This window comes from Rhizobiaceae bacterium, from assembly GCA_023953835.1.
Taxonomy (GTDB): domain Bacteria; phylum Pseudomonadota; class Alphaproteobacteria; order Rhizobiales; family Rhizobiaceae; genus Mesorhizobium_G.
This window is the reverse complement of record JAMLJB010000003.1, coordinates 64762-90140: the sequence shown is the minus strand read 5'-3', so window position 1 is coordinate 90140 and position 25379 is coordinate 64762. Positions and strand designations below refer to the sequence as shown.

Annotated in this window: 20 protein-coding genes and 3 pseudogenes; 14 read left to right on the top strand and 9 right to left on the bottom strand. The window is 58.9% G+C overall.

The window, feature by feature from the left end:
- Positions 1–291 precede the first annotated feature (291 nt).
- The 5 genes from M9924_20465 to M9924_20445 all read left to right on the top strand — a co-directional run bounded on the left by M9924_20465 (position 292) and on the right by M9924_20445 (position 5342).
- Positions 292–2028 (top strand): CocE/NonD family hydrolase, encoded by a 1737-nt coding sequence (locus M9924_20465; protein ID MCO5066754.1) that lies wholly within the window; start codon positions 292–294, stop codon positions 2026–2028.
- Positions 2029–2091: 63 nt separating this feature from the next.
- Positions 2092–2946 carry a branched-chain amino acid ABC transporter permease gene (locus M9924_20460; GenBank protein MCO5066753.1) on the top strand — a complete coding sequence of 285 codons (855 nt, stop codon included), beginning with the start codon at positions 2092–2094 and terminating at the stop codon, positions 2944–2946.
- Positions 2943–3893, top strand: coding sequence for a branched-chain amino acid ABC transporter permease (locus M9924_20455; GenBank protein ID MCO5066752.1), 951 nt, complete (start codon positions 2943–2945; stop codon positions 3891–3893). The genes M9924_20460 and M9924_20455 overlap by 4 nt, the downstream gene beginning before the upstream one ends.
- Positions 3890–4633, top strand: a complete 744-nt coding sequence (locus tag M9924_20450; GenBank protein MCO5066751.1) for an ABC transporter ATP-binding protein — start codon at positions 3890–3892, stop codon at positions 4631–4633. Before M9924_20455 ends, M9924_20450 begins: the two co-directional genes overlap by 4 nt.
- The gene (locus M9924_20445) at positions 4623–5342 is read left to right on the top strand and encodes an ABC transporter ATP-binding protein (protein MCO5066750.1); all 720 of its coding nucleotides are present in this window, start codon (positions 4623–4625) and stop codon (positions 5340–5342) included. Before M9924_20450 ends, M9924_20445 begins: the two co-directional genes overlap by 11 nt.
- A 375-nt stretch (positions 5343–5717) precedes the next feature.
- On the opposite strand, the pseudogene M9924_20440 reads toward M9924_20445, so the two are convergent.
- The 5 genes and pseudogenes from M9924_20440 to M9924_20420 form a co-directional block, all read right to left on the bottom strand.
- A pseudogene (locus M9924_20440) lies at positions 5718–6482 on the bottom strand (IS3 family transposase).
- Positions 6476–6825, bottom strand: a pseudogene (locus M9924_20435) (helix-turn-helix domain-containing protein). The pseudogenes M9924_20440 and M9924_20435 overlap by 7 nt, the downstream one beginning before the upstream one ends.
- 113 nt (positions 6826–6938) lie before the next feature.
- Positions 6939–7871 carry a 3-keto-5-aminohexanoate cleavage protein gene (locus M9924_20430; GenBank protein ID MCO5066749.1) on the bottom strand — a complete coding sequence of 311 codons (933 nt, stop codon included), beginning with the start codon at positions 7869–7871 and terminating at the stop codon, positions 6939–6941.
- Positions 7872–7949: 78 nt separating this feature from the next.
- Positions 7950–8873 carry a 3-hydroxyacyl-CoA dehydrogenase family protein gene (locus M9924_20425; protein MCO5066748.1) on the bottom strand — a complete coding sequence of 308 codons (924 nt, stop codon included), beginning with the start codon at positions 8871–8873 and terminating at the stop codon, positions 7950–7952.
- A 160-nt stretch (positions 8874–9033) separates the two neighbouring features.
- Positions 9034–9870, bottom strand: coding sequence for a cyclase family protein (locus tag M9924_20420; GenBank protein ID MCO5066747.1), 837 nt, complete (start codon positions 9868–9870; stop codon positions 9034–9036).
- Between the two features lie 366 nt (positions 9871–10236).
- On the opposite strand from M9924_20420, the gene M9924_20415 reads away from it, so the two are divergent.
- From M9924_20415 to M9924_20385, 7 genes are all read left to right on the top strand, one after another.
- Positions 10237–10875, top strand: a complete 639-nt coding sequence (locus M9924_20415) for an IclR family transcriptional regulator (protein MCO5066746.1) — start codon at positions 10237–10239, stop codon at positions 10873–10875.
- A gap of 634 nt (positions 10876–11509) precedes the next feature.
- Positions 11510–13012, top strand: coding sequence for a sugar ABC transporter ATP-binding protein (locus M9924_20410; GenBank protein ID MCO5066745.1), 1503 nt, complete (start codon positions 11510–11512; stop codon positions 13010–13012).
- A gap of 5 nt (positions 13013–13017) precedes the next feature.
- The gene (locus M9924_20405; GenBank protein MCO5066744.1) at positions 13018–14085 is read left to right on the top strand and encodes an ABC transporter permease; all 1068 of its coding nucleotides are present in this window, start codon (positions 13018–13020) and stop codon (positions 14083–14085) included.
- Between the two features lie 75 nt (positions 14086–14160).
- Positions 14161–15330 (top strand): substrate-binding domain-containing protein, encoded by a 1170-nt coding sequence (locus M9924_20400; GenBank protein MCO5066743.1) that lies wholly within the window; start codon positions 14161–14163, stop codon positions 15328–15330.
- A gap of 69 nt (positions 15331–15399) precedes the next feature.
- On the top strand, positions 15400–17163 hold the full coding sequence (locus M9924_20395) for a CocE/NonD family hydrolase (GenBank protein MCO5066742.1): 1764 nt from the start codon (positions 15400–15402) through the stop codon (positions 17161–17163).
- Positions 17160–18500 carry an amidohydrolase family protein gene (locus tag M9924_20390; GenBank protein MCO5066741.1) on the top strand — a complete coding sequence of 447 codons (1341 nt, stop codon included), beginning with the start codon at positions 17160–17162 and terminating at the stop codon, positions 18498–18500. The genes M9924_20395 and M9924_20390 overlap by 4 nt, the downstream gene beginning before the upstream one ends.
- A gap of 53 nt (positions 18501–18553) precedes the next feature.
- The gene (locus M9924_20385; protein MCO5066740.1) at positions 18554–19306 is read left to right on the top strand and encodes an SDR family oxidoreductase; all 753 of its coding nucleotides are present in this window, start codon (positions 18554–18556) and stop codon (positions 19304–19306) included.
- A gap of 89 nt (positions 19307–19395) precedes the next feature.
- On the opposite strand, the gene M9924_20380 is transcribed toward M9924_20385, so the two are convergent.
- Genes M9924_20380 through M9924_20370 form a run of 3 tightly spaced genes read right to left on the bottom strand, consistent with a single transcriptional unit; the run spans position 19396 to position 21955 of the window.
- On the bottom strand, positions 19396–20583 hold the full coding sequence (locus tag M9924_20380; protein ID MCO5066739.1) for an acetyl-CoA C-acetyltransferase: 1188 nt from the start codon (positions 20581–20583) through the stop codon (positions 19396–19398).
- Positions 20584–20601: 18 nt separating this feature from the next.
- On the bottom strand, positions 20602–21240 hold the full coding sequence (locus tag M9924_20375; GenBank protein MCO5066738.1) for a 3-oxoacid CoA-transferase subunit B: 639 nt from the start codon (positions 21238–21240) through the stop codon (positions 20602–20604).
- A 1-nt stretch (position 21241) separates the two neighbouring features.
- Positions 21242–21955, bottom strand: a complete 714-nt coding sequence (locus M9924_20370) for a CoA transferase subunit A (GenBank protein ID MCO5066737.1) — start codon at positions 21953–21955, stop codon at positions 21242–21244.
- Between the two features lie 70 nt (positions 21956–22025).
- Here M9924_20370 and M9924_20365 point away from each other — a divergent pair, with 70 nt between their 5' ends.
- Positions 22026–22628, top strand: a complete 603-nt coding sequence (locus tag M9924_20365) for a PAS and helix-turn-helix domain-containing protein (protein MCO5066736.1) — start codon at positions 22026–22028, stop codon at positions 22626–22628.
- A gap of 285 nt (positions 22629–22913) precedes the next feature.
- On the opposite strand, the pseudogene M9924_20360 reads toward M9924_20365, so the two are convergent.
- A pseudogene (locus M9924_20360) lies at positions 22914–23632 on the bottom strand (IS6 family transposase).
- Between the two features lie 405 nt (positions 23633–24037).
- Between M9924_20360 and M9924_20355 the strand changes: the two are divergent.
- Positions 24038–25021 (top strand): extracellular solute-binding protein, encoded by a 984-nt coding sequence (locus M9924_20355; protein MCO5066735.1) that lies wholly within the window; start codon positions 24038–24040, stop codon positions 25019–25021.
- Positions 25022–25379 lie beyond the last annotated feature (358 nt).

Genomic DNA, 25379 nt, shown 5'->3' with positions numbered 1-25379 from the left:
CGGCGTGCGCACCACGGCTTCTTAGACAGCGGGCTGCGCCCCCTGGGAGATATCCGGAATCGAGGATGGGGTGAGACACGCGCAATCAGCTCAACGGATTGTGTACTACATGGCGGTACACCTGCATCATTGTATTTGACCCGGTTCAGGCGGGATTGCATCATCCGCGTATAGGGAGGACTGCATCATCAAGACTATTGCGACTACCTAGGATCGAAGGCGCCTCGGGATCTCCGAGGCCGCCTGTACGATCAGAAATCTACCTGTTGCCGTCTTGTGGGAGAGAGACAGATGACTGCTGGCGCAGTTGCAGACATGATTGTTGAACTCGACGTTCCGATTAGGATGAACGACGGGCTCGAATTGCGGGCGGATGTCTTTCGTCCGCGCACGAAGGGACCCGTCCCTGTTATCATGACGTTGGGGCCGTACGGCAAAGGCGTCCCCTACCAGGAAGGCTACGCTCCGCAATGGAAGTGGCTCGCTGACAAACATCCGGACATGCTGCCAGGGTCCACGCGCAGTTTTGAAGCGTGGGAGACGCCGGATCCAGAAGTCTGGTCGAAGTATGGCTATGCCTATGTTCGCGTCGATTCCCGCGGCGCGGGCAGGTCTCCCGGCATGCTCGATCTCTGGTCGCCTCGCGAGAACAAGGACTACGCGCTAGCCATTGACTGGGCGGGCACTCAGTACTGGAGCAACGGCAAGGTAGGGCTGCTCGGCGTTTCCTACTATGCCATCAACCAGTGGTCGGCGGCGGCGCTTCAGCCGAAGCATCTCGCGGCCATCGTGCCATGGGAGGGCTGCAACGATCACTACCGTGAGTTGGCGCGCCATGGCGGTATCATGAGCAACGCGTTTCTCGATGCCTGGTATCCGCGCCAGGTCATCAAGTTGCAGCACGGCAATCCCGACGGGCCGATGGATCCAAGGCTCAACGAGCGCGCGACCGGCCCTGAAGCCCTAAGCGAAGCCGAGTTGCTTGCTAACCGCAAGGATCTTCGGGATGCGATTCGCGAAAACGAATACATGCACGACTACTACCGTGATCGCACGCCCGACTTCAGCAAGATCACGGTGCCGGTTCTGAGCGCCGCGAACTGGGGCGGCGCCGCTCTCCACCAGAGAGGCAATATCGAAGGATATCTCCAGGCGGCATCGAAGCAGAAATGGCTGGAAATACATCCGGGGCGCCATGAGGAATGGTTCTACCTCGAATACGGACTGTGGCTGCAGAAGTATTTTCTCGACCACTTCCTGAAGGGCGAAGACAATGGCTGGGACAAGGAGCCGCCGGTCTGGCTCCACATCCGCCGCCCCTTTACCGAAGAATCCGAGCTGAGGAAAGAAAACGAGTGGCCGCTAGCCCGCACTGAGTGGACCAAGATTTTCCTGGACTGCTCTTCGCAGGAGCTCGATCGAACGGCGAAAACTGCCCCGGGGCAGTTTTCATTCGAGGCGATGAAGGAAACGGTTACGCTGATGTCGCCGCCCCTGGAAGAGGAGCTCGAAATCACCGGGCCTCTGGCGGCAAAGCTTTACGTGTCCTCGTCGACGACGGACGCCGACCTGTTTCTGACGTTTCAGGCCTGGTCTCCCGAAGGCGAGGAAGTCGAGTACCAGGGGGCTCTCGACCCGCATACGCCGCTCGGGCAGGGATGGCTGCGCGCTTCGCACCGTAAGCTCGACCCTCAACACTCACTGCCTTACCGGCCCTACCATTCTCATGACGAACGGCAACCGCTTGAGCCGGGAGTGATCTACGAACTGGATATCGAGATATGGCCGACCTGCATCACGCTGCCGGCAGGCTATCGCTTCTCGCTCATGATCTCGGGGCAGGATTTCGAGCGACCCGTCGCCAAGACCAAGAACGAGGCATGGGTCTCCAGAGGGTCGGGACCATGGCTGCACACCGATGAAACCGATCGGCCTCCGAGCATCTACGGGAGGACGACGACGGTCCATTCGGGACCGGAGACGCCATCCTATCTGCTGCTGCCAATCATTCCGGCGAACAGCAAATAGTGCCGAGGAAGGTGTTCCCGCGCGGTTGTCGCCGGGAATACCGACAGCGCGAGGTCTGATGCGATGTTTTGGGTCGTACAATCTCTGACTTCCATTGCGTTCGGAAGCCTGCTCTTCGTTGCAGCTTCGGGCTTCGCGCTGATCTTCGGACTCATGAAGATCCCGAACTTGGCGCATGGCTCCTTCTTCCTGCTGGGCGCCTATGTCGGTCTCTCTGCGATACAGGCGGGAGTTCCCTTCTGGCTCGCCTGCGCGGTTACGGGCATCACTGTCGGCGTTGTGGGGGGCGTTATCGAACGCTTACTCTTGCGGCGTCTCAACGGACAGGAAATGGCGCAGGTTCTGGCGACGCTTGGCGTCGCGTTCATCATTTCTGAGCTATGCCTCTATATCTGGTCGGGAAATCCGTTGTCCGTGGCTGCGCCCTCCAGCCTGCGCGGAGCGGTGACGGTCGCGAGCGTAACGTTCCCGCTGTACCGTGTGGTGCTGATCCCGATAGCCCTGGCCGTCGCCATAGGCCTCTGGTTCACGATTGAGCGAACCAGACTGGGATCGCGCATAAGGGCAGGTGTCGACGACCTCGAAATGGCGAGAGGCCTCGGCGTACCCGGCTCGCTGATCTTCACGTTCGTATTTGTGCTGGGCGCGGCGCTGGCCGGCATTGGCGGCCTGCTGGCAGCGCCGATCCTTTCGATCTATCCCGGCCTAGACATGGAAATGCTACCGCTGGCGCTCATCATCGTTATCCTCGGTGGAAGCGGAAGCCTCCTGGGCGCTCTCCTAGGCAGCTACGGCGTTGGCTTCATTTACGTCTTCTCGCAGGCACTGATACCCGATCTGGCCTACGTCCTTCTGTTCGTTCCCATGATCGTCGTGCTTCTGCTTAGGCCTCAGGGCATGTTCGGGAGGGTTTCATGATCTTCAGGATAGGTTGTCTCATCGGGCTCTTTCTGCTGATCGCCGTTCCTTTCGTGTTCACGGCCACATATCAGGTGAATATCGCGATCACCTTCCTTATCGGCTCGATCATGGCGCTTAGCCTGAACGTCATCCTGGGCTGGGGCGGGCTTTTCTCCCTGTGCCACGCGTCCTATCTGGGCATTGCGGCGTACAGCTTCGCGATCCTGACCACGACGTATGCGCAAGGTCATTTCAGCGCGGCCCTAGCCGCGCTCGCTATTACGGTCGTAGTCGCGGGGATTTTCGGCGTCATGGCCCTGCGCGCGACGGGCCTCACCTTTCTCATGATCACCTTGGCCTTGGGTCAAATCGTGTGGGGTCTCGCCTATCGATGGGTTTCCGTCACCAATGGGGAAAACGGGATTTCCGGATCAGGGAGGAACATGTTTCTTGGAATCGACCTCGCGGAGCAGCGATCCTTCTACTTCCTGGTGCTGCTGGCCTTCGTCGCGTGCTTCGTCTGCCTTCAGGCCTTCAGCAGATCGCCGATGGGCGCCAGCCTTCGTGGCGCGCGCGATCAACCACGGCGCATGACCGCCCTGGGCTTCAATGTCGGCGTCATCCAATGGTGCGCCTTCGTCCTGTCGGCATTCTGGGCAGGCGTGGCCGGGCTGCTGTATTTCTACCACAACCAGTTCATCAACCCCTACGCGCTGTCGATCTCCAGTTCGGCGGAAGCCCTGCTCATGGTGATCGCCGGAGGCGCCGGCACGGTTGTCGGGCCGATAGTGGGCTCGTTCATCGTCGTGTTCATCAAGGATATCGTGAGCAACTACATCAGCCACTGGCACGCTTTCCTTGGGTTCATCTTCATCCTGATCATCGTTTTCCTGCCGGAAGGCATCGTGCCCGGCCTAGGGCGCGGCTTCGGCCGGAATCGCGCGGCGAACGCAGTGCCGAAATGACATCTTCAATTCTGCAGACCACGGATCTACGAAAATCGTTCGGTGGAATCGCCGCCACGGCAGGCGTGTCCATGAGCGTGGCGCCGGGGGAAAGGCGACTTGTCATCGGGCCCAATGGCGCCGGTAAGACGACGCTTTTCAACCTCATCACTGGAGATCTCAAGCCGTCCGCGGGCCGGATAGCGCTGAACGGCATGGACATCACGACAATCGCCAAGAGGAAGCGTGCCCATATGGGACTGGCGCGCACCTACCAGATACTCCATGTCTTTCCGTCCGAGACGATCATCGATCATGTAGTGCTGGCCTTGCTCGGGCTGCTCCCCTTGCGGTGGAACCCGTTCGCCGATCTGCGTAAGGCGAGCGCGGTCCGCGAGGAGGCGATGGAAGTGGTCAGGAGCGTCGGCCTCGAGAACGTCGCATCGAGACGCGCCAGCGAGACATCCTACGGCGAACGTCGCCGTCTGGAACTAGCCATGGCTCTCGCGCAGCGCCCACGACTGCTGTTGCTGGACGAGCCGCTCGCCGGATTGTCAATCGAGGAAAGGCAGGTCGTTGTCGGTGTGCTGAACGCGATCCCCCGCGAGGTGACAATCGTTATGATCGAACACGACATGGATGTCGCGCTCGACTTCGCGGACTCGATCACGGTCCTGAATTTTGGCGAAGTCGTGGTCGAAGGAACGCGATCGGAGGTCGTGTCGCACCCACGGACAAAGGAGATCTACTTTGTCGACTGACGCCCTTGTACTGGAACGGGTCAACGCACATTACGGCGACAGCCATGTCCTGCGCGACGTTACGTTCAGCGTACGCGACGGCTCGCTGTTGGCATTGCTAGGCCGGAATGGAGCTGGAAAAACCACGTGCCTCAGCACCATAATAGGATTTCTGTCACCGAGCAGCGGAGCGATCCTTATGCATGGCGTGAAGATATCCTCGCGCTCTCCCGAGGCCATAGCTCGCGCCGGCATCGGGATTGTTCCCCAGGGACGGCGAATTTTCCGCTCGCTGAGTGTCGAGGAAAACCTTCTGGTGTCAGCGCGCGGAAAGCAGGGGGGAGGCGAACAGGGCTGGGTGATCGAGGATATATTTCGCCTGTTCCCGCGATTGCAGGAGCGTCGCAAGCAGTCCGGCGGCGCTTTGTCTGGAGGAGAGCAGCAGATGCTTGCGATCGGTCGCGCGCTCATGACCAATCCAAAGATATTGCTCCTGGATGAGCCCGCTGAGGGGCTCGCGCCGCAGATCGTTCAGGAGGTCGGCCGGATCATCCGGAACCTGAAGGAGCGTGGCCTGACCATCGTCCTTGTCGAGCAGCAAGTTTCGTTCGCATTGGCGGTTGCCGATGAGGCGCTTCTCCTGAACACCGGACGTGTCGTCTATCAGGGCATAGCCAGCGAGCTCGCAGGACAGAAATCGCTCCTGATGCAGCATCTCGCCGTGCATTGAATTGACAATTGGCGGGTTTAGATGGTCGCCTCGACTCACGCCAATATCTTTAGATTTTGCCTAAAGATTAATCTCTAAGTTCATAATAACAATATATTATCCTTATCTCGCAAAAAAGGATAGCAAGAAGAAACTGTATTTTAATTTGCGGCTATCGAAAGATTGATCGGAGGTATCTCTGCTAGCGCTGAGGAAAATAGTTGCAGCTATCACTTGCAACGGAGTGCGCCGGAGTAGAGTTTGTGATCGAGCCAAGATAGCAGCCGATGTCGTGTTCGGCGGTTTCTGGCTTTCCGCCGGTGGAATTCTCTCCCAAGTCGGAGTGCGCCCCTGAGGGTGGACATCTATTAGGCGGCGTTTTGACCGGTCTGCCGGTTATGTTGATCCTCGCACTGCTGCGGGCTGAGATATCCCAGCGCCGAATGTAGCCTTTGCTTGTTGTATGAAGTGAGAAAGATGCTCGGTGACGCCCTCGAAGGTTTCGAACGCCATCGGGTAAACGGCCTCGACCTTGAGTGTTTTCATGAAGCTTTCGGCCTTGGCGTTGTCATAGGGCTTCCCTTTGCGACCCATCGATCCGAGCAGATCGGCGTCTGCCAGGACTTGTCGATAGGCCTCCGCCGCATATTGCGATCCGCGGTCCGAGTGGTGAATGCAGCCAAGCGGCGGCTGTCTGTGGGCAATAGCGGCTTGCAAGGCCGCGGTAGTCAGGCGTGCGTCGATGGACCGGCCGATGGCGTAGCCGACGGCGAGGCGTGACCAGGCATCGAGGATGATGGCGACGTAGATGAAGCGCGTCGGCAGCGCCACATAGGTGATGTCACCGACCCAAAGCTGGTTCGGACCGGTCGGCAGAAAGTCTCGGGCCAGGTTAGGATAGATCGGCCAGCCGTGACCGCTATCAGTCGTGGCGATGAACCGACGCCTGATTTTCGGCTGTAGATCGTGCTCGCGCATCAAGCGCCGGATCTTCTTGTGATTGACGATAAGGCCCTGCTGCCGCAAGGCGGCGCCAACGCGACGGTAGCCATAGCTTTCGAATACATCGCAGACTTCGAACATGGCTTCGACAATTGCCGTGTCGTCAGTCGGCCGCTCCGGGCGATCATAATAGGTCGAACGCGCAATGCCCATCAGCCGGCATCCCTGCGCGACGGAGACGCCACGGGGCCGGTGATAATGGACGTAGTCCCGCTTCTCGGCAGCGGTGCGCTTTTCAGAGCCCCCTTTAGGAACTCCAGCTCCAGAGCCTGTTTGCCAACGAGCCGTTCAAGCGCAGCGATGCGAGCCTCATGTTCCTGGATGAGATCGGCCGCCTGCGCATCCTCATCAAGAGCGCCTTCCTCATACTTGCGGACCCAGACGCGGATCAGCTGGCGCTGGATATCGCGGCGCTTGCCAATCCATGCAGCGTCTCGCCCGACAGACATTCCTGCGCGACCTGACGCTTAAACTCGATGCTGTGTGTGCTATACCTTGCCATGGTTCTCTCTTCGAAAACCCAACAAGACTGGTCAATCCCTCAAGCCGATCTGTCCACCCTCAGGGGCGCACTCCAGTTTTTGCGGTGCCTAGCCACAGACCCGTCGTTTGACTTCAGAAGGCGACGCGATCCACCCCCTTCAGGCCCAGGAGCTCACGGGTTTCTTCCGGGCTTGCAACCTCGCAACCGAGATCCTCGACGACCCGGCGAATCTTCGCGACCTGTTCGGCATTGGACGCCGCCAGCTTACCGCGGCTGATGAACAGGCTGTCTTCGAGGCCTACGCGAACATTGCCGCCCATCTGGCTGCCAGTGGTTGCGAGGCTCATCTGCGCTCCGCCCGCTCCAAGAACCGACCAGCGATAATCGTCGCCGAACAGCCGGTCGGCCGTCCGCTTCATGAAGACCAGATTGTCGACCTCCGGACCAATGCCGCCCAAGATGCCGAAAATGAACTGGATGAAGATCGGCGCCTTGAACAGTCCGATATCGATGCAGAAGCGCAGATTGTAGAGGTGCCCGACGTCATAGCACTCGTGTTCAAACTTGATGCCATATGGCGCAAGGTTCCCCGCCACAGTCTCGATGTCGCGGAAGGTATTGCGGAAAATGTATGTATCGGAATTTGCAACGTAGTCCTTCTCCCAGTCGAACTTCCAGGTGTCGTAGCGCTTGGCCAGCGGGTGGAACGAGAAGTTCATGGAGCCCATGTTGAGGCTGCACATTTCCGGCGAGAAGCGAAGCGCGGGCGCGATACGCTCCTCAATCGTGTTCTTCAGGCTGCCGCCGGTCGAGATGTTAATGACAGCGTTCGTCGCCTGCTTGATCCTCGGCAGAAAGGCCGCGAAGGCATCGGCATCGATAGTGACGCCGCCGTTTTCCGGACGTCGTGCATGCAAATGGAGAATGGAAGCGCCGGCTTCCGCCGCCGAGATTGCCTGTTGGGCGATGTTGTCGACAGTATAGGGCAGTGCATCCGACATGGTCGGCGTGTGGATCGCGCCGGTAATGGCGCAGGTGATGATGGTCTTGGGTCGCTTGGCCATGACGTGCCGTCCGTGAAAAAGTGGGTTAAACGCCGATCCGTGCCAGGTCTTGATGTCGTTTCGCGTTGCAGGCTCTGATCATGTCAGGATGCCTTCAAGCGCGCGAAGATGAGTGACCACCTTCTCCTTGAGGGTCTTTGCCCCCGCAGTTGTCCAAGTGCGGAAGCCTTGGCCTGTCTTCATGCCCAGCCGTCCTGTCCTGACCATCTCCTCAAGCAGTGGCGACGGGCCGGGCCGACACTCGAGATCGGCAAGAACGGTATTGTGGATGTCGAGCGTGAGGTCGCATCCGACGAGGTCGGCGTTTTCAAGCGGGCCGAGGACGGCGAGACGCCGGCCGAAACTTGCCTTCACAACGGTATCGACCGCTTCGGCGTCGCATATGCCGCGCTCGATAAGGCTGATGGCTTCCCGCCACAAAGCCTGCTGCAATCGGTTTCCGATGAACCCCGGGACATCCTTTCCCACTCGGACCGGCGTCTTGCCGGCTTGGTTCAGGAAATCGATCATCTTGTCCATCGCTGACTCGTCGGTGTCGGCAGTCCGGATGACTTCGACCAGCGGAATGATGTGCGGCGGGTTCCACCAATGGGTCCCGAGAGCGCGGTCCTTGCTACGCAGATCGTGCATGATGGCGGTAATAGGAATGACGCTGGTGTTGGACGCGAAGATGGCATCCGCCGGTGCAAACGCTTCGATCTCCGCAAACAGCGCCTGCTTGAGAGCAAGCTTTTCGGGAGCGGCTTCGAAAACGAAGCTGGCCCCCTCGACTGTCTTGGCGACGTTCGGGCAAACAGTTACGCGCCTCAGCGCAGTTTCGATCCCTGCATCGCTCTCGCCGAGTAGAGACAGACTGTCGAAGATGCGCGATTTGACGTTCTTCAGGGCCTCGGCGTCAGGGTCGGTGGTAGCGACCGCAAATCCTGCGCGCGCGAAGGTCAGTGCGATGCCGTGGCCCATCAGGCCGGCCCCAATGACGGCAACCCTATTCTCTTGTCCCATGGCGGTTTCCCTCTCTACGCGCCCCAACATGCACTGCTATTGCCGGCAACGCGACCGGGAGCGTTGCCGTGGGCGCATTCGTTCACTTCCTAGGTTTTCGAATTCCGATTTCGTGCCGGCACGGCGACGTCTCTATTGACCGCCCTGGGTGCACGGTTGCCTAAAAGCTGGCGCCCGCCTCAATGCGATATTCGCCAGTCCTATCCGTCATGGCGACCAAACGAATGATGCAGCCATCACCGCGATCCCAGTTCCATGGGAAGAACGCGAAGGTGCAGCGTTTGCCCGTGACGGCGTCCAAATCGCCGCCGACATTCTCGATCCCGAGAATCCCGCCCCTAAACAGGATGTTGTGAACCGGCTCCCAGTCCGGGAAATCGTCCTTCCAGTCACGACCGCCTGACCACTCAAAATATTCCTTTTCCAGATGGGGCAGAAGCGGGCCGTTCCGCTGAGGGCCGATGGCGGTCGCCAGCGGATGGTCGTTGGCCTGTGTGTCATGGCCGACGACCTTGACACCCTTCTCGACCATCCACTCGCCCGCGGACGCCACGAAGCCGGGGCAGTAAGCAAAATAGTCGCCATCCTCATACTGTTTGTGCCATCCAGTATTGATGATCAGCACGTCGCCCCTGCGGATGGCGTGGCCGCAGGCCTTCTCGAGATCGTCGGCGGTGATCGGCTCCCATTTCTTTTTCGGCAGGGACACGACGATGCCGGTGCCGAAAAAATGCGGAAGCGGCACTTCGTCGATGAAGGGCGTGCCCTGGACGACATGCGCCGGCGCATCGATATGCGTCGTCGCATGCATTGTCGTGGTGATGCGCTGGCTCAAAACGCCGGACTTCGCCATGTAGTGAATGCGTTCAATCTTGGTGTCTTGGAAGTAAGGCCAGTTTGGGTTCTGGAACCCGAAACGATGGCTCAAATTGTAGAATTCCAGTCCCATCGAATTCTCAAGGTTACCTTCGAATTCGATCCCACGAATCTTCACCATCAAAACTCTCCTCCAGTCGCCGTGCCATGGCGACAAATATCTTCTTCTCAGGACGGCTCCTGCAGTCTGTCCTGCATTTTGATACACATGTATCATATTGCGGTCAATGCGCGGACTTAAAATTGTGGTTGGCCTGTATCATATTACGATACATTAAATTGACAGAGGTTGGCGACTGGGAAAGAATGCCAGAAAGGGCAGGAGCGTTCAGTGATGGCGACGACCGACGACACCATAGATGAAGGCCGAGCAACGGGTATTCAGGTCATTGCGCGTGCGGCATCGATCCTGCGCTGCCTGAAAAGCGACGGGAAGGGCCCGAGCCTGGCGCAGATCGCGACGCAGGTCGGCTTGCCGCGATCGACCGTGCAGCGCATCGTCAATGCCCTGGTCGACGAAGATTTCGTCGTGCCGGCAAGCGCTGAAGGCGGTTACCGGCTCGGGCCCAGTCTTCAGGCGTTGGCGCAGGCCGGACGCGTCGATGTCGTCACCGCTGCCCGCAGCCATATCGTGGCGTTGTCGCAAGCGACGGGGGAAACGGTCGATCTTTCGATGATGCGCGGCAATCAGGTTCTTTTCATCGATCAGATCACCGGTACGCACCGCTTGCGAACCGTCTCGGCCGTCGGCGAGATTTTTCCGCTCACCAATACTGCGAACGGCAAGGCATGCCTTTCGCTGCTCGATCCTGAGACCGCTCTTGCGCTGATTGAACATGAAGTGGCGAGCCTCGGAGCAGATGCACCGCGGCCGGTCAAAGACATCGCTGCCGAAGTGGAGAATGCTCGTCACACTGGCATAAGCTACAATCATGGGGAGCACACGGCAGGTATTTGCGCTGTGGGCACCGGCTTCCACGACGTTTCCGGCAATATTTACGCAATCTCCGTGCCCGTTCCTTCACCCCGCTTTCCAACTGTTGTGGATGCGATCATCGAGAAAATGGTCGAAGCGCGGCACGCCATTGCTCGTGCGCTTGGAACGGAAGCACGCGATCCATCTTGATCTCCACAGTATCCGCCTGAACAGAATGCGCGGCCAAATACGCGCTCGACCATCTCAGATGTATTGCATCGTGGGTCAATAAATAGACCATTGACCACGATGCGGTTAGCGTGCTCTATTCGCGGCAAATGAGGGTCGTGGAGGCGGTCCCTAGGGAGGAGTACAGGTGGTTCCCGACATCGAGCGGCACAGCACGGCACGACCGTCCGAGCCTGCCTGTCGGCGCAAACAAATCTGAGAGATGGATGGGCTGCGATCCGTTTAGGACTGCAACCGCCGAGAAGCGAAGCATAACGCTCACATCGTTGCGCATGCGGCGCCAGAGGCTGAGGGCACGCCGCAGCGAAACGGTATTGATTTGTCCGCGCACGGGAGGCCGCAATCGCTTTATTGCGCGAAGATCTGGCGCAAGCGTCCGCTTCAATTCGGACATTGAGAAATTTGAGGGAGAGAGAATGCCGATTTCACAGACGAAACGCAGAGTTCCCAAAGCGATCGTAGCGCCTACGGTCGTCTGGTGCCACTACCCGTGTTCATTCCATAGCACGTTACTCCCGGGGGGAAGAACGCAATGAGGGAAAGTGGGCGGGCCGCTTCATCATCGCCGATCAGCAGTACGGGGCCGCGGAGCCGCGTGCAGATAACGCGACTGTCCAAGACGTTTCCGGGCACCCGTGCGCTGAACGAGGTGGATCTCGACATTCGCTCCGGAGAAATCCACGCGCTGATCGGCGGCAACGGCTCGGGCAAATCCACGCTTATCAAAATCCTATGCGGCATCTACCAGGGAGATCCGGGCGGAATGCTGCGCATCGACGATTTCGAAACGCAAGTCGACGAGTCAACTCCGACAATCGCCAGGATGAGCGGCGTGCATGTTGTCCATCAGGACCTTGGCGTTTTCCTGGATATGTCAGTCGCCGAGAACCTAGCTCTGGGTTCCCATTACGAACGCAATTCGTTTCGGGGGATCGATTGGCAGACACTGAAGAAGCGATCCGAAAGCCTTATCCGCCGGTTCGAGATCAACGCAGATCCTGAGACCGAGTTGAGATCGCTTGGACCCGCTGTTCGAACGCAGGTGGCGATCGCCCGCGCACTCCAGGGCCAGACGGATTCTTCCAGCGGCTTGCTGATCCTGGACGAGCCGACCGCCTCATTGCCAGCCCGCGAAGTCGAAATGCTGCTGGCGCAGTTGAAGCGCTATGCCGCCAATGGACAGGCGATTTTGTATGTCAGCCATCGGCTCGACGAAATCCTGGCGATTGCCGATCGCGTTTCTGCACTTCGCGATGGCGAACTGGTCGGCACATATGATGCCTCTCAGATCAGCGAAGACTTTCTGATCGAGTTGATTATCGGCAGGCGCGCCGAAAATGCGGCCAAAACCACAGCGCAAGTTCTGCGATCAGAACTGGCTTTCAAGGCAACAGATCTGGCCACCGGCCCCCTTAAGGGCGTGCGCTTCGAGGTGCATAAGGGCGAGATACTGGGGGTAGCCGGGCTCCTCGGTTCCGGCCGTACCGAATTGTTGCGAACGATCTTCGGCGATCTCATCGCGGCCGGCGGAACGATGGAACTGGCCGGAGCTCCTCATAGGCCGAGCTCACCGTCGGACGCGATCAAGGCCGGGGTAGCCTATGTCCCCGAAGACCGGGTTCAAGATTCGGTGTTCAAAGACCAGACGATTGCCGCCAACATCGCGATGCCGGCACTGAGCTCTTATTTCAAGAACGGGCGGATCGCCCAGGATCAAGTACACCGCGATGCCACCGCGGATATCGCGCAGTTCCTGGTCAAGGCAAATGACACCGACGCGCTGCTTTCCACATTGTCGGGCGGCAACCAGCAGAAGGTGGTGATGGCGCGCTGGCTGCGCCTGAAACCAAAATTGCTGCTGCTGGACGAGCCGACACAGGGTGTCGACGTGGGCGCCCGGACCGAAATCTACAAACTTGTCCGTGCCGCGACGGATGCGGGGGCGGCGGCGATCGTAGTTGCCTCGGACTTCGAAGAACTAACTGCCGGCTGCGACCGGATCGTCGTGATCCGTGAAGGGCGGATCGTCGCCGAACTACACGGCGAGGACATGACACCGCACCGTGTGGCGGAACTTACCCTTAAATCGAGAGCCTGAACAAAATGACCGAAACAATAATAATGGCTAAACCGAACACAGAACGCACGAAATCGAAAAAGATGGTCACGACCGGGGCCCACGGCAAAACGCTCAGATGGCTCGAACAGTTCGGCCTTCCTTTGCTGCTTGTGCTGCTGATTATTCTGTTTTCGGCCAATGATATTAGCGGGCCTGCCTTCAGAAGTGCGGCCAATATCCGCAACCTTTTGGGTAACCAGTCGGTCACCGCTTTGGTAGCTCTTGCCATGGTTGTGCCGCTGGTCGCGGGCTATTTCGACCTTTCCGTTAGCGCCGTTGCTGGACTTGCCAATATCATTGTCGCGACCGCGATGAGTGCATTTGATCTGCCGATCTGGGCAGCGCTACTTGCCGGACTGGCTGCCGGCGGAATAGTCGGATTTCTCAACGGCTGTCTGGTCGCCAAGGTCCGCCTCAACGGCTTCGTGGTCACCCTCGGGACCTATTCGGTCCTTTTGGGCGCGATCACCTGGTACACGGGTGGGCGGCTGATCACCAAAGGTATCCCGTCGTCTTTCGGGCAATGGAGTTCGATGTCGACCTTTGGCGTACCGCGCCCGTTCATCATCCTCATCGTGATCACACTGATCGTCTGGTATGTGCTGACGCAACTGCCTTTCGGTCGCAAGCTTGAGGCGATCGGCTCGAACGAAAGTGCGGCGCGACTGGTTGGAATTTCGACCACCAGGTCGATCTGGATCAGCTTCATGATTTCCGGCCTGCTGGCCGGTGCGGCGGGAGCTCTGCAGACTTCGCGCGGTGGAGCGGGTGATCCGACCGTTGGTTCGGCCTTCATGTTTCCGGCGCTGACGGCAGTGTTTCTCGGCGCCACCATGATCAAACCAGGCAAATACAATGTATGGGGTACCGTGATCGGTATTTTCTTTGTCGCGACCAGCGTCAGCGGCCTGACGCTGTTGGGCGCTGATGTCTGGGTGCAGCCAGTGTTCAACGGCACGTCGCTGATCGTGGCCGTGGCCCTTTCCACCTTGATTGCCCGAGGCCGTGAAGCCGGAGCCGCCGCGCGGTTAACGCAACGCGACGGGCCTTAGAAAACGAGGGCTGCCACTGCTTCTGGGAAGAACGGATCAGGTCAACCAAACAAAAAACAACGGAGGAGTAAGAAAATGAAGTTCAGCAACTATGCCGGGACGGCTGTCCTTGCCGCCGTACTGGCTACGGTCGCGTCGTTTGCGCACGCAGGCGAAGCCGACCCGACCAAAGATTATGCGCCGGGAATTTCTACGCTGGAACAGCTTTATGCCTCCAGCGAATATGCGCCGCCTGCAACCGGCCCCAAGATGGCGGCCGGCAAAAGCATTATCTTCCTTTCATGCGGTCAACTTTCGGTCGGCTGCGCAGGCCCTGCCTTGGCGATGGAAAAGATCGCATCCCAGATCGGATGGAAATACAAGATCATCGACGGCAATTTCGGCATCAACGACGGCCTGAACTCGGGGATGCGCCAAGCCATCGCTGCCGTGCCGGACGCAATCGTCGTTCACGGCATCCCGTGTCCGCAGATCTTGCAACCGTTGAAAGAGGCGAAAGCGGCCGGGATTCCTGTCATCAACATTCAGTCCGACGACTGCAATGATCCCAAGAACGGTGGGGCCGCTGCCGAGGGCATGTATGTCAACATGCAGTTCAACAAGGATTTCGTGACAGCAGCCGACTTCTTCTACATGTGGGGCTACACACAGGCATCCTATCTGATCGATGTGACCCAAGGCCATGCAAGGATCCTGCGCGATGTTTATACAGGCGGCGCTCAGGGTGACTATCAGGCCGCGGGGCAGGACGCCGCCTTGGCCAAGTGTACCGACTGCAAGATCCTGGGCACCGTCGAATGGGGTCCAGCAGATGCCGGTCCGAATGGGGTGTTGAACCAGAAATTCTCGACCCTGCTGACAAAATACCCCGACGCCAATGCCGTCCTGCTGACCTATGACGCCGTTGCTACCTCGTTCGGCCTGTCCAAGCTGATCGTAGATGCCGGGCGGCAGGGTAGCATGACCGTCATGGGCGGGGAGGGCTATGCCGCCGCACAGCAACTGATCCGCGAAAAGGCCGGCCTGACCGCCGTGGCCGGGCAAAGTGCCGAGTGGATGGCTTGGGGCGCGTTGGACGCAATCAACCGGAAGCTCAACAACCAACCGCAAGTGCCACAAGGGGTTGGATTCCGAGTGATCGACGCCAATCACAATCTATCGCCTGCCGGGCAAGACTATGCACCGCCAGCTTCGATAATCGATCTCAAGGCGATTTACCTGAAGAGCTGGGGCATCAGCCAGTAACAAACGAACCTGCCGGAACGCTACTCCAATAGCGTTCCGGTGCCCTAGCCTCGGTCCAATGGGAACATCATGCACGATTCTCAAATCACCGACACCTGGCCCAAAATCACTATCGAGGACGGCATGAGGATTATGACTGATGTGCCGATCGCCATGGCCGATGGCGTGATCCTCCGAGCCAATGTGTATCTGCCTATCGCCGAGGGCCGCTATCCTGTGATCGCGAGCCTGGGTGCCTACGGCAAAGACCTGCCATTTTCCGAAGCGCCCTATACGGCCATGTGGAACAAGATGGTCGAGAAATATCCCGAGACCGTTGAGGGTACGACGACCAAGCATACCTCGTTCGAGGTCGCCGACCCCGAGCATTGGATACCGCACGGCTATGCGGTGATGCGGATCGATTCACGCGGTGCGGCGCGTTCGCAAGGCGTGATGAACACGCATAGCCTGCAAGAAGCCGTGGATTATGCCGAGTGTATCGAATGGGCTGCGGCGCAGCCCTGGTCGAACGGAAAGGTCGGTCTGTCGGGCATTTCCTATTTCGCCGTGAACCAATGGAACGTCGCCACGCTGAAGCCGAAGGGTCTGGCCGCGCTATACATCTGGGAAGGCGCCTCGGACTGGTATCGAGAGGCGTCTCATCACGGCGGGATTCCGTGCGACTTTCTGGGTGACTGGTTCATCGCCCAAGCGGAATCGGTTCAATATGGGCTGGGATCGCGCGGCAAGAAGAACCCCTATAACGGAATGCAAATTTCCGGCGACATCGATCTTTCACAGGAAGAACTGAATGCCAACCGCGTCGATGTCGGCACCAGTCTCGCCGCGCGGCCCTTTGCCAATGACGACTATTACCGGGAACGCTCGCCCGATCATTCCAAGATCGAAGTTCCGATGTTTTCTCTGGGCAATTGGGGTGGGCAGGGGCTGCACGGGCGCAGCAATCTTCTGGGCTTCGTCAATTCCCGCTCGGCGCATAAATATCTGGAAGTTCATGGCCAGGAACACTGGACCACCTACTACGACAAGCACTATCTGGCGCTGCAGCGCAGCTTCTTTGACTATTACCTGAAAGGTCAGGGAAACTTCCCGGAGACCCAGCCAAAGATCATTCTGCAAATCCGCCATCCGGGCGAACGGTTCGTGCCACGGATAGAGCAGGAATGGCCGCTTGCGCGCACGAAGTGGAGTCGCCTGTACCTGTATCCGGCAGCCCACGCGCTCGAATGGACAGCCCCCGACAATGCCCAGAAAGCCGAGTATCAGGGTTTCGGCGCCGGCCTGACCATGCGGACCGCGCCGCTTGCGGAACCGATGGAAATCACCGGACCTTTGCAGGCAAAGGTCTTCATCTCAAGCAAGACGCCGGACGCAGATCTCTTTCTGGTCCTGCATGTCTTCGACCCCGATGGGACTGAGGTGCTTTTTCAGGGCGCTAATGAGCCAAAGGCGCCGGTGGCGCAGGGTTGGCTTCGCGCATCGCACCGCAAGCTCGATCCGGCCAAAAGTCGGCCCTGGATGCCCTATCACCCCCATGAGGTGGCGGAACCACTGGTTCCTGATGAAATCTATGAACTGGACGTGGAGATCTGGCCGACCTGTATTGTTATTCCCGCCGGCTACACGATCGGTTTTTCGGTTCAGGGCGTTGACTTTGACCATGGGTTGCCGGGGCTGGTTTCACATTACGGCAAGCAAATGCGAGGCTGCGCCTTTTTCACCCATACAGGCCGGCCGGAGGGAGTCTATGGCAAGGCTGTCACCGTGCACAGTGGACCCGATCATCCCTCCTACGTAGTCCTGCCCATTATCCCGCTGGTGGCGCCATGAAAGACAGAATTTTGGTTCGCGGTGGATTTGTTCTGAGCATGAGCGGAACAGTCGAGAATGACGGACGGCTTGATATTCTGATCGAAGCCGGCCGCATCGCCGCAATCGGCCCTTCTCTCCAGGCAGATGACGCGACACTGATCGAGGCCGGAGGCTCCATCGTGATGCCCGGATTGATCGACGCGCATCGCCATCTTTGGTACACCCCGCTGCGCGCTGAGGCGATGGATCACTCGCTCGGCGATCTCGCCAGGGGGCTTTGGCCCAAGATCGGCGGCAACATCACGGCAGACGATCTGTACTCGGCCACCCGTGCGGGGATCGTCGAATCGCTCGGCATGGGAATCACAACGGTTGTGGACTATTGCCACGTGATCAATTCCAACGCCCACGCCGATCGTGCGATCGACGCTCATCTGGAGCTTCCTGGTCGCGCAATGTTTGCGTACGGACCCTCCATTGCGCAGAAGATGACTGAACTGACCGGCGGTACGCCCAAGACCGACTGGTCGCACGCACGCGTCATCCAGGCGCGGCTTGAAACCTCGCCGCGGACCACTTTGGCGCTCGCGCTTCAGGGACCCGACGCGTCGGGACGCGCTGGCTTCGAGCATGACCTGAGCATCGCCCGTGAAATGGGTGTCCCGATCACGGCGCATATCGCTTCCGCCGACGGCGGATCACAGAATGCCGAGATTGAACATCTGGACGAATGGGGACTGCTCGGTCCGGACATGAATTTGATCCACTGCACCGGATCCTCGGACACCGACTTTGCCAAGCTGCATGCCCGCGGGGTGCAGGTCAGCGTGACACCTATGTGCGAATGGTTTATCGGCATGGGATTGCCGCCGCTAACGCGGATGCACCGTGCAGGGTTGAAGCCGGCCATTGGTGCAGATGCAATGGTCGCCACGACGGGCGATCTATTCGACGAGGCGCGGGTCGGCCTGATGGCCGCGCGTCATGCGTCTGTTGCCGCGGTGATTGCAGGGGGAGCCGCGGTTTCGCGCGGCGAGCAACTCGGTATGACATCGATGGAGGCGTTGGCGACCATCACCTCGCGCGCCGCCGCGGCCGCCTTCATGGCCGACAGCATCGGGACGCTGCAGGTCGGCAAGAAGGCTGACATCATCGTCGTGTCAACGCGGGGATGCGATCCCGACACTGCCACGGAAGCCGCAGCACTGCTGGTCGGCTCAGCTACAGCTTCCGATGTGAATACGGTGATGGTGGACGGAGCCGTGGTCAAGCAATGCGGACAGATGGTGGGTATCGATACGCAATCGATTCTCAACGATTTGGCCCGGACTCGCAGACGAATGAAGTCGTACTAGCACTCAACATGTGGATGCGTGGCGATAACGATTGTTGCCTGAGGAGGATAACTATGACCAAAAGTGTGATTGTTACCGGGGCCGGCGGAGGCATGGGTCTTGAGGCGCTGCGAATTCTCGCTCGTCGGGATGTGAATGTGGCCTGTGCCGACATAGATCGGTCCCGCGTCCTCGCGGCGATCGAGAGCGTGGGCCATACCGAAGGCAAGTTCCTGGCTGTTGAGGCCGACGTTAGCGATGAGGCCGCCGTGGCCGGATATGTTGCCGAAGCCGCCGAGGCCTTTGGGGGGCTGCATGGCGTCTTTAACATCGCAGGAATCGAGGGTGAATTCGTGACGGTGCTCGATGCAAGTGTCGAAAACTTCGATCGGGTGATGGCGGTCAACGCGCGCAGCGTTTTCCTTAACATGAAGCATTGCGGCCCCCACCTGGTCCACGCCGGCGGCGGCGCTGTGGTCAGCACCGGCTCGTATCTCGCCACCCGTGGCGTTCCTTTGTGCGGTTCCTATGGCGGGTCGAAGCATGCTGTCATCGGGCTTACCAAGACGTTTGCTCTCGAGATGGCAAAACACGATGTAAGCGCGAATGTCGTCGCCCCTGGTGCTATGGCGACCCGGATGATCAGAGCCTTGTTTACGTCTATGGAAGACAAAGAGGCCGAGGCCAAGTTGGTTCGAAGCATACCCCAGGGCCGCATGGCCGACCCTCAAGAGGTCGCCGCCACTGGTGTCTGGCTTCTGCTCGACGCCCCAAGCCACATCACGGGTCAAGTCCTGCGGGTCGACGGCGGGCTCACGGCCGCATAGGCATTGCACCGTCTCGTCTACCGTGGCCTCGGGCGCGTCCCTGGCAGGGAACATCGCTTTGACCCTATGGGGTGCGCACGTTTACCCCATCACCGCGTCAATTTCTCCAAACACATGGCAACGCCCATGCCACCACCGATGCACAGTGTGGCGAGCCCTTTTTGGGCACTGCGGCGTTTCATTTCGAACAGAAGCGTGTTGAGGATGCGAGCACCGGAAGTGCCGATCGGATGACCAATAGCGATCGCCCCGCCGTTGACATTGACGATTGACGGATCGAGGCCGAGATCCTTGACGACAGCGCAGGACTGAGCGGCGAAGGCTTCATTGGCCTCGACAAGGTCGAGATCGCCGACCTTCCAGCCGGCCTTTTCCAGCGCCTTGCGGGAGGCCGGGATCGGGCCCGTGCCCATGATCTGTGGATCGACGCCGGCTGTCGCCCAGGAGACGATGCGCGCCAAGGGTGTGAGGCCGCGCCGGGCGGCTTCTGCTTCCGTCATCAGCACGGCGGCGGCGGCACCGTCATTGAGGCCCGAGGCATTGGCGGCGGTGACGGTGCCTTCCTTGTCGAAGGCCGGACGCAGCTTTGCCATCGCGTCAAAGGTTGCGCCGGCGCGGATGTATTCGTCGCTGTCAACGGTCACGTCGCCCTTGCGCGTCTGGATGACGAAGGGAACGATCTCGTCCTTGAAACGACCGGCGGTCTGCGCGGTCTCCGCCTTGTTTTGCGAAGACACGGCGAACTGGTCCTGCTCCTCGCGGGACAGCCGCCATTGGCGGGCGATGTTCTCGGCCGTGATGCCCATGTGGTAGCCATAGAAAGCGTCAGTCAGGCCATCCTTGATCATCGTGTCGATCATTTTGAAATCGCCCATTTTCACGCCTGCGCGCACATGCGCGCAATGCGGTGCCATGGACATAGATTCTTGACCGCCAGCGACGATGATCTTCGCATCGCCAAGCGCGATCTGCTGCATGCCCAACGCTACGGCGCGAAGCCCGGAGCCGCACAGTTGGTTCACTCCAAAAGCAGTCGCCTCCATGGGCACGCCGGCCTTCATCGCCGCCTGGCGGGCCGGGTTCTGACCTTCCCCGGCCGACAGCACTTGGCCAAGGATGATCTCGTCGACTTCCGCCGCTTCGACGCCGGCGCGCGCCAACGCACCCTTTATCGCGGCAGCGCCTAGTTCATGAGCCGGAGTATCGGCAAAGGCACCGTTGAAGGATCCCACCGCAGTGCGGGCGGCGGATGCGATGACGATCGATGGATTGGTCATTTTTTACCTCGCGGGCAATCAATCAATACGGAAGTCAGCTGCGGTTTTCGCGGTGATTTCGTCAACGGAAACGCCGTCCGCCAGTTCGGTCAATGTCATTCGAGGCGGTCCGCTGCGAGCGAGCGTGAAAACACCGAGATCGGTGATGACAAGATCGGCGACGCGCCTACCAGTAAGCGGCAACGTGCATTCCTTGAGTAGCTTTGGCTCACCCTTCGACTCGTGCTCCATGACCACGACCACCCGCTTGACGCCTGCGACGAGGTCCATGGCCCCGCCCATACCCTTGACCATCTTGCCCGGGATCATCCAATTGGCGAGATCTCCGCTTTGGGAAACTTGCATGGCCCCGAGGATCGACAGATCGATATGGCCGCCGCGGATCATCGCGAAACTATCCGCGGAGGAAAAATAACTCGTCATCGGCTGCTCGGTGATCGTCTGCTTGCCGGCGTTGATCAGATCGGCATCCTCTTCGCCCTCGAAAGGAAATGGTCCCATACCAAGCATGCCGTTTTCGCTCTGCAGTGTTACCTCCATGCCAACCGGAATGTAGTTGGCCACGAGCGTGGGAATGCCAATACCGAGATTGACGTAGAAGCCGTCTTGCAATTCCCGAGCGGCGCGGGCCGCCATCTGTTCGCGTGTCCAGGCCATGTCAGGCGAGTTCCATCTTCTTCGGCCGCACCGTGCGCTGCTCGATGCGCTTTCCGGGGCTCGGCACATGGACGATCTTCCGTACGAATATTCCGGGCGTGTGGATGTGGTCCGGGTCGAGCTCTCCCGCGGGCACCAAATGCTCGACCTCGGCGACCGTCAGCCTGGCGGCAGTCGCCATCATGGGATTGAAGTTGCGCGCGGTCTTTCGGTAGACGAGGTTGCCCTCGGTATCGCCCTTCCAAGCGTGAACGAGCGCGACATCCGCAAAGAGACCAGTTTCCATGATGAAGTCGTCATCGTGGAACTGGCGAATTTCCTTTCCTTCGGCAATCAAAGTGCCGACGCCCGTTTTCGTATAGAAGGCTGGAATCCCCGCGCCGCCGGCGCGGATGCGCTCAGCAAGCGTTCCTTGCGGGTTGAATTCGATCTCCAACGCGCCTGAAAGGAACTGTTCCGCAAATAGCTTGTTCTCGCCCACGTAGGACGAGATCATCTTACGAATCTGGCGGGTTTCCAGGAGTATTCCAAGGCCATATCCGTCGACGCCGGCATTGTTGGAGACGATCGTGAGGTTCTTGACCTCCGACATTCGAATGGCCTGGATCAAGCTCATTGGAATGCCGCAAAGTCCGAATCCGCCTGCCATGATCGTCATGCCGTCGGCGAGCGCTCCCGCCAGCGCTTCGGTAGCGTTCGAAACAATCTTGCCCAATTTCCCCTCCGACTTGTCGCCCGAACGAATGAAGAGCGGGCGTCAAGAGGATAGTAGGTCTTGAACCTTAATGGCGTTAGCAGTATTTATACTGCATTTGAGCGAGGAGGCGCATTTGGGCGAAGATGTTTTGAACTTGCGATTTTCGCTACAGGAGATTCCAGTGCCGATGGTCTATGCAACGCATCGCATCATCCGTGATTGTAACGAGGAGTTCTCGACGCTATTCGGTTATTTGCGGTCCGACCTCGTTGGTCGCAGCTTTGCCCGCCTCTATCCGAGGTATGCCGATTTCGTTCGGACGGGACGGATGTGGCGGGCTCATCTTCCAGGGGGGCAAGTTTACCACGACGAGCGGATCATGACCGCAAGCGATGGCAGGCGCTTCTGGTGTCAGGTTCACGGCCGGACGCGCCATATGAAAGATCCATTCGCGCAGGCGATATACTGCTTCCAGCCGATGGCACGCCAGGTTGCGAGGGGCGGTCTATCGTTGACCGATCGACAACGGCAGATCGTTGCGCTTGTGGCGCAGGGCAAGACAAATGAACAAATAGCGGATGAGCTCGGCCTTTCTCGGCGTACGATTGAATCTCATCGCGCCCGACTTATGAAAGCTGCGAGACTGAAAAATGCTGCTGAACTCGCAGCCCGGTTTCAAACCGGAACTTGACTATTTTGTACCGGAATTCACTCGGTTGGTGCCCCCAGTGTCGATTTCCGATGAGAACCGACTCCGCCTTATATCGGCTGCTCTTTGAGAGGATATCTTGGAACGCCTACCGTGCGTTCGATTTTCCTTCTGATTGTCATCCGTTTCGTGAGCGGTGCGAACGCGGTTGCCGCCGCCGTTCCGAATCTCACGCGTTCGCACCTGCTGGTAAACGCGGATTTGGTTCTGGTGGTACCGTCGCCTTAATTTGAGCGGCAGGCGAATAGACACCGGCTGACCGAGTTTTCATGCAGCCGTCGACACCGTGATCCGGCTCCATGTTGCCAGGGAGGCGTCGCGAAGCTGGCGGTGGTTGGTGGCAGTCATGTGGCTACGCGGATAGTGGAACAGATTGACGATCGGGCCGTGGATGGAAACGAAGCGCTGACATTGTCGGCTGGACTTGAAGCGCTTCATCGTCCGCTCGCGTCGGCGAACGGCAAGATGGGAATTCTCCGCCCGGTTGTTTAACCCCTTGTGGGATCGATGCTCGATCCCAGGCATGAGCTCGTTCTTCGCCGCAGCATAGGAGCCGAGCTTGTCGGTGATCATGACGCGTCGCGCGATGCCTTGCTGCTTGAGCAGCTTGCGCATCAGCCGCAACGCGGCCTTTCTGTTCCTGCGGCTTTGCACCAGAGCGTCGAGAACATAGCCGTCAGCATCGACAGCCCGCCAGAGCCAGAGCTTCTTCCCCTTGATGGCGACCAACATCTCATCAAGCCATTTGTCGGCAAAACGGCCTTTGGACATCCGCCGGATTCGGCGTGAATATGCGCCACCGAATTTGCGCGCCCATTCGGCGACCGTCTGAAAGGAAACTCGATGCGGGCAGCGAGCAGGTCCTCCACGTGGCGAAGGCTGAGCGGAAAGCGGAAATACAGCCACACGGCATGGCTGATGATCTCGGCTGAAAAGCGATGGCGCTTGTAGAGAGGATCGCAAAGAGCGGCAGAACGTTCGGTCATGGCCCGACATACGACGCCAGCCTTCACGCCAACTTAAGGCGACGGTATCTCTCCCAGGCCGTCTCCTGCGCCACCCCAACGCGATAAATGCTCGATGCGCAAGCTGCTAGACAACCCATCGCTTCTCGGTGGAAATCAATAAGCCCGCGTTTCCAAGTACTAGTGGCTATCTCATAAGATATCATTATGTGCAGCGATAATTCTTCCCGTTTGCAATCAAAGTTTTTTTTGGTCACTTTGGCTGCCGACGACCCGCTGGGAAACTGCGCGACAGACAAGGTGGATACTATGGCCGTTAGGTCCGGAATGAGAAGACGTGCATTACTGTCAGGCGTTTGGCTCGCGATGATGTCTCCACTCCTTAGTTCGGCGTCAGCGCAGCAGGCAAGTGCCCCGGCTCGCGACATGTGGGAGTTCGTCGCTAATTTGTCCGATCAAGAGCGGGTTACCCGGCTGGCGGAACTGGCGGCGAAGGAAGATCAAATCGTGGTCTACGGAGTCCTCGGCATCGACCGTGCTCAGATCCTGATCGACCATTTCAAGACGCTCTATCCCGACCTGAACGTCACCTTCGTACGCTTGACGGTTGCGCAGGCTGCGCAGAAGCTGCAGGCCGAGCGTGATGCCGGCCGTTCCGGTGCCGATGTGCTGCTGTATTCGCTGACGCTCCTTGATCGCCTGCAGGAATTTCTTGCTCCTTATGAGCCGCTCGCCTGGGGGGATTTCGATCCTCGGTTCCGCTATGGCAGCGCGTCCGAAGGCTGGACCGCTCTTGGTTACGAGATCCTTCCTTTTGCGATCGCTTGGCGAACAGATCGGATTCCTAGGGAGAACGCTCCCCGGAGCTTCGAGGCGCTGATCGACGGGCAATGGAATGGCAAGATTGGATCCGTCCTGAACATGGAGCCGTTCGTGGCCGGCTTACTCGATATTTATGGCGAGCAGAAAGGTATGGAGTGGGTCGAGGCATTTGGAGGACTTGACAGCATTCTTTACCCGAGCGTGGGGGGCTTGGCGGGGGCATTGGCATCCGGCGAGATCGATATCGCCTGGGGCATCGGAGGCTATCGTGCGGCGGCGCTGAAGGCCTCGGGAGCCCCGATCGACTTTGAGTTTGAGAATCCGACTTTCGCCACTGGCCTGGCGGTGAGCGTTGCCAAGGGAGCAGCGCATCCCTACGGGGCGGCGCTCTTCATGGAATTCCTGACCGATGCCAAGGTGCTCGAAACCCTCGATCTGATCGAACCGGGCAGGATTTTTGCCAACCGGGCGGGAAATTACACCAACCATATTTCCGACTTCGAGAACCTTTACGTCAACAAGTCGATGACCGACGAGCAACTCAAGCCTGTGACTGCAATAGTCGAGAAGTACTTTCTCCGTCGGTAGGACAACGTCAGACCATAGAGGCTGCGAATTGGAGGAAAGGTTGGGCAAGTCGGTGGGCCGCTGGCGTATCGGGTTGCGATGCGACGGAAGTGCTTGAGCTTGTTGAAACAACGTCCGATGAGATTTGTAGGCCTCTGCGATGATCTGACGCAATCTGTTAGGGGCTGTCATGAATTCTGCGCGAAGGCCGGTTTGGTCACTCGCGCCCTCGGTCTGCTCGATCCAGATGCCGAGTATTGCATGCCCAGAATTCATGACAGTCCCCAACCGTGTGGGCCGACAGAGCGTATCGATCCAAGAAGAACGAAGCCTGGCTCGACAGGAACGTAACCGCTGTTGTCAGGCCACCCGCCCTGGT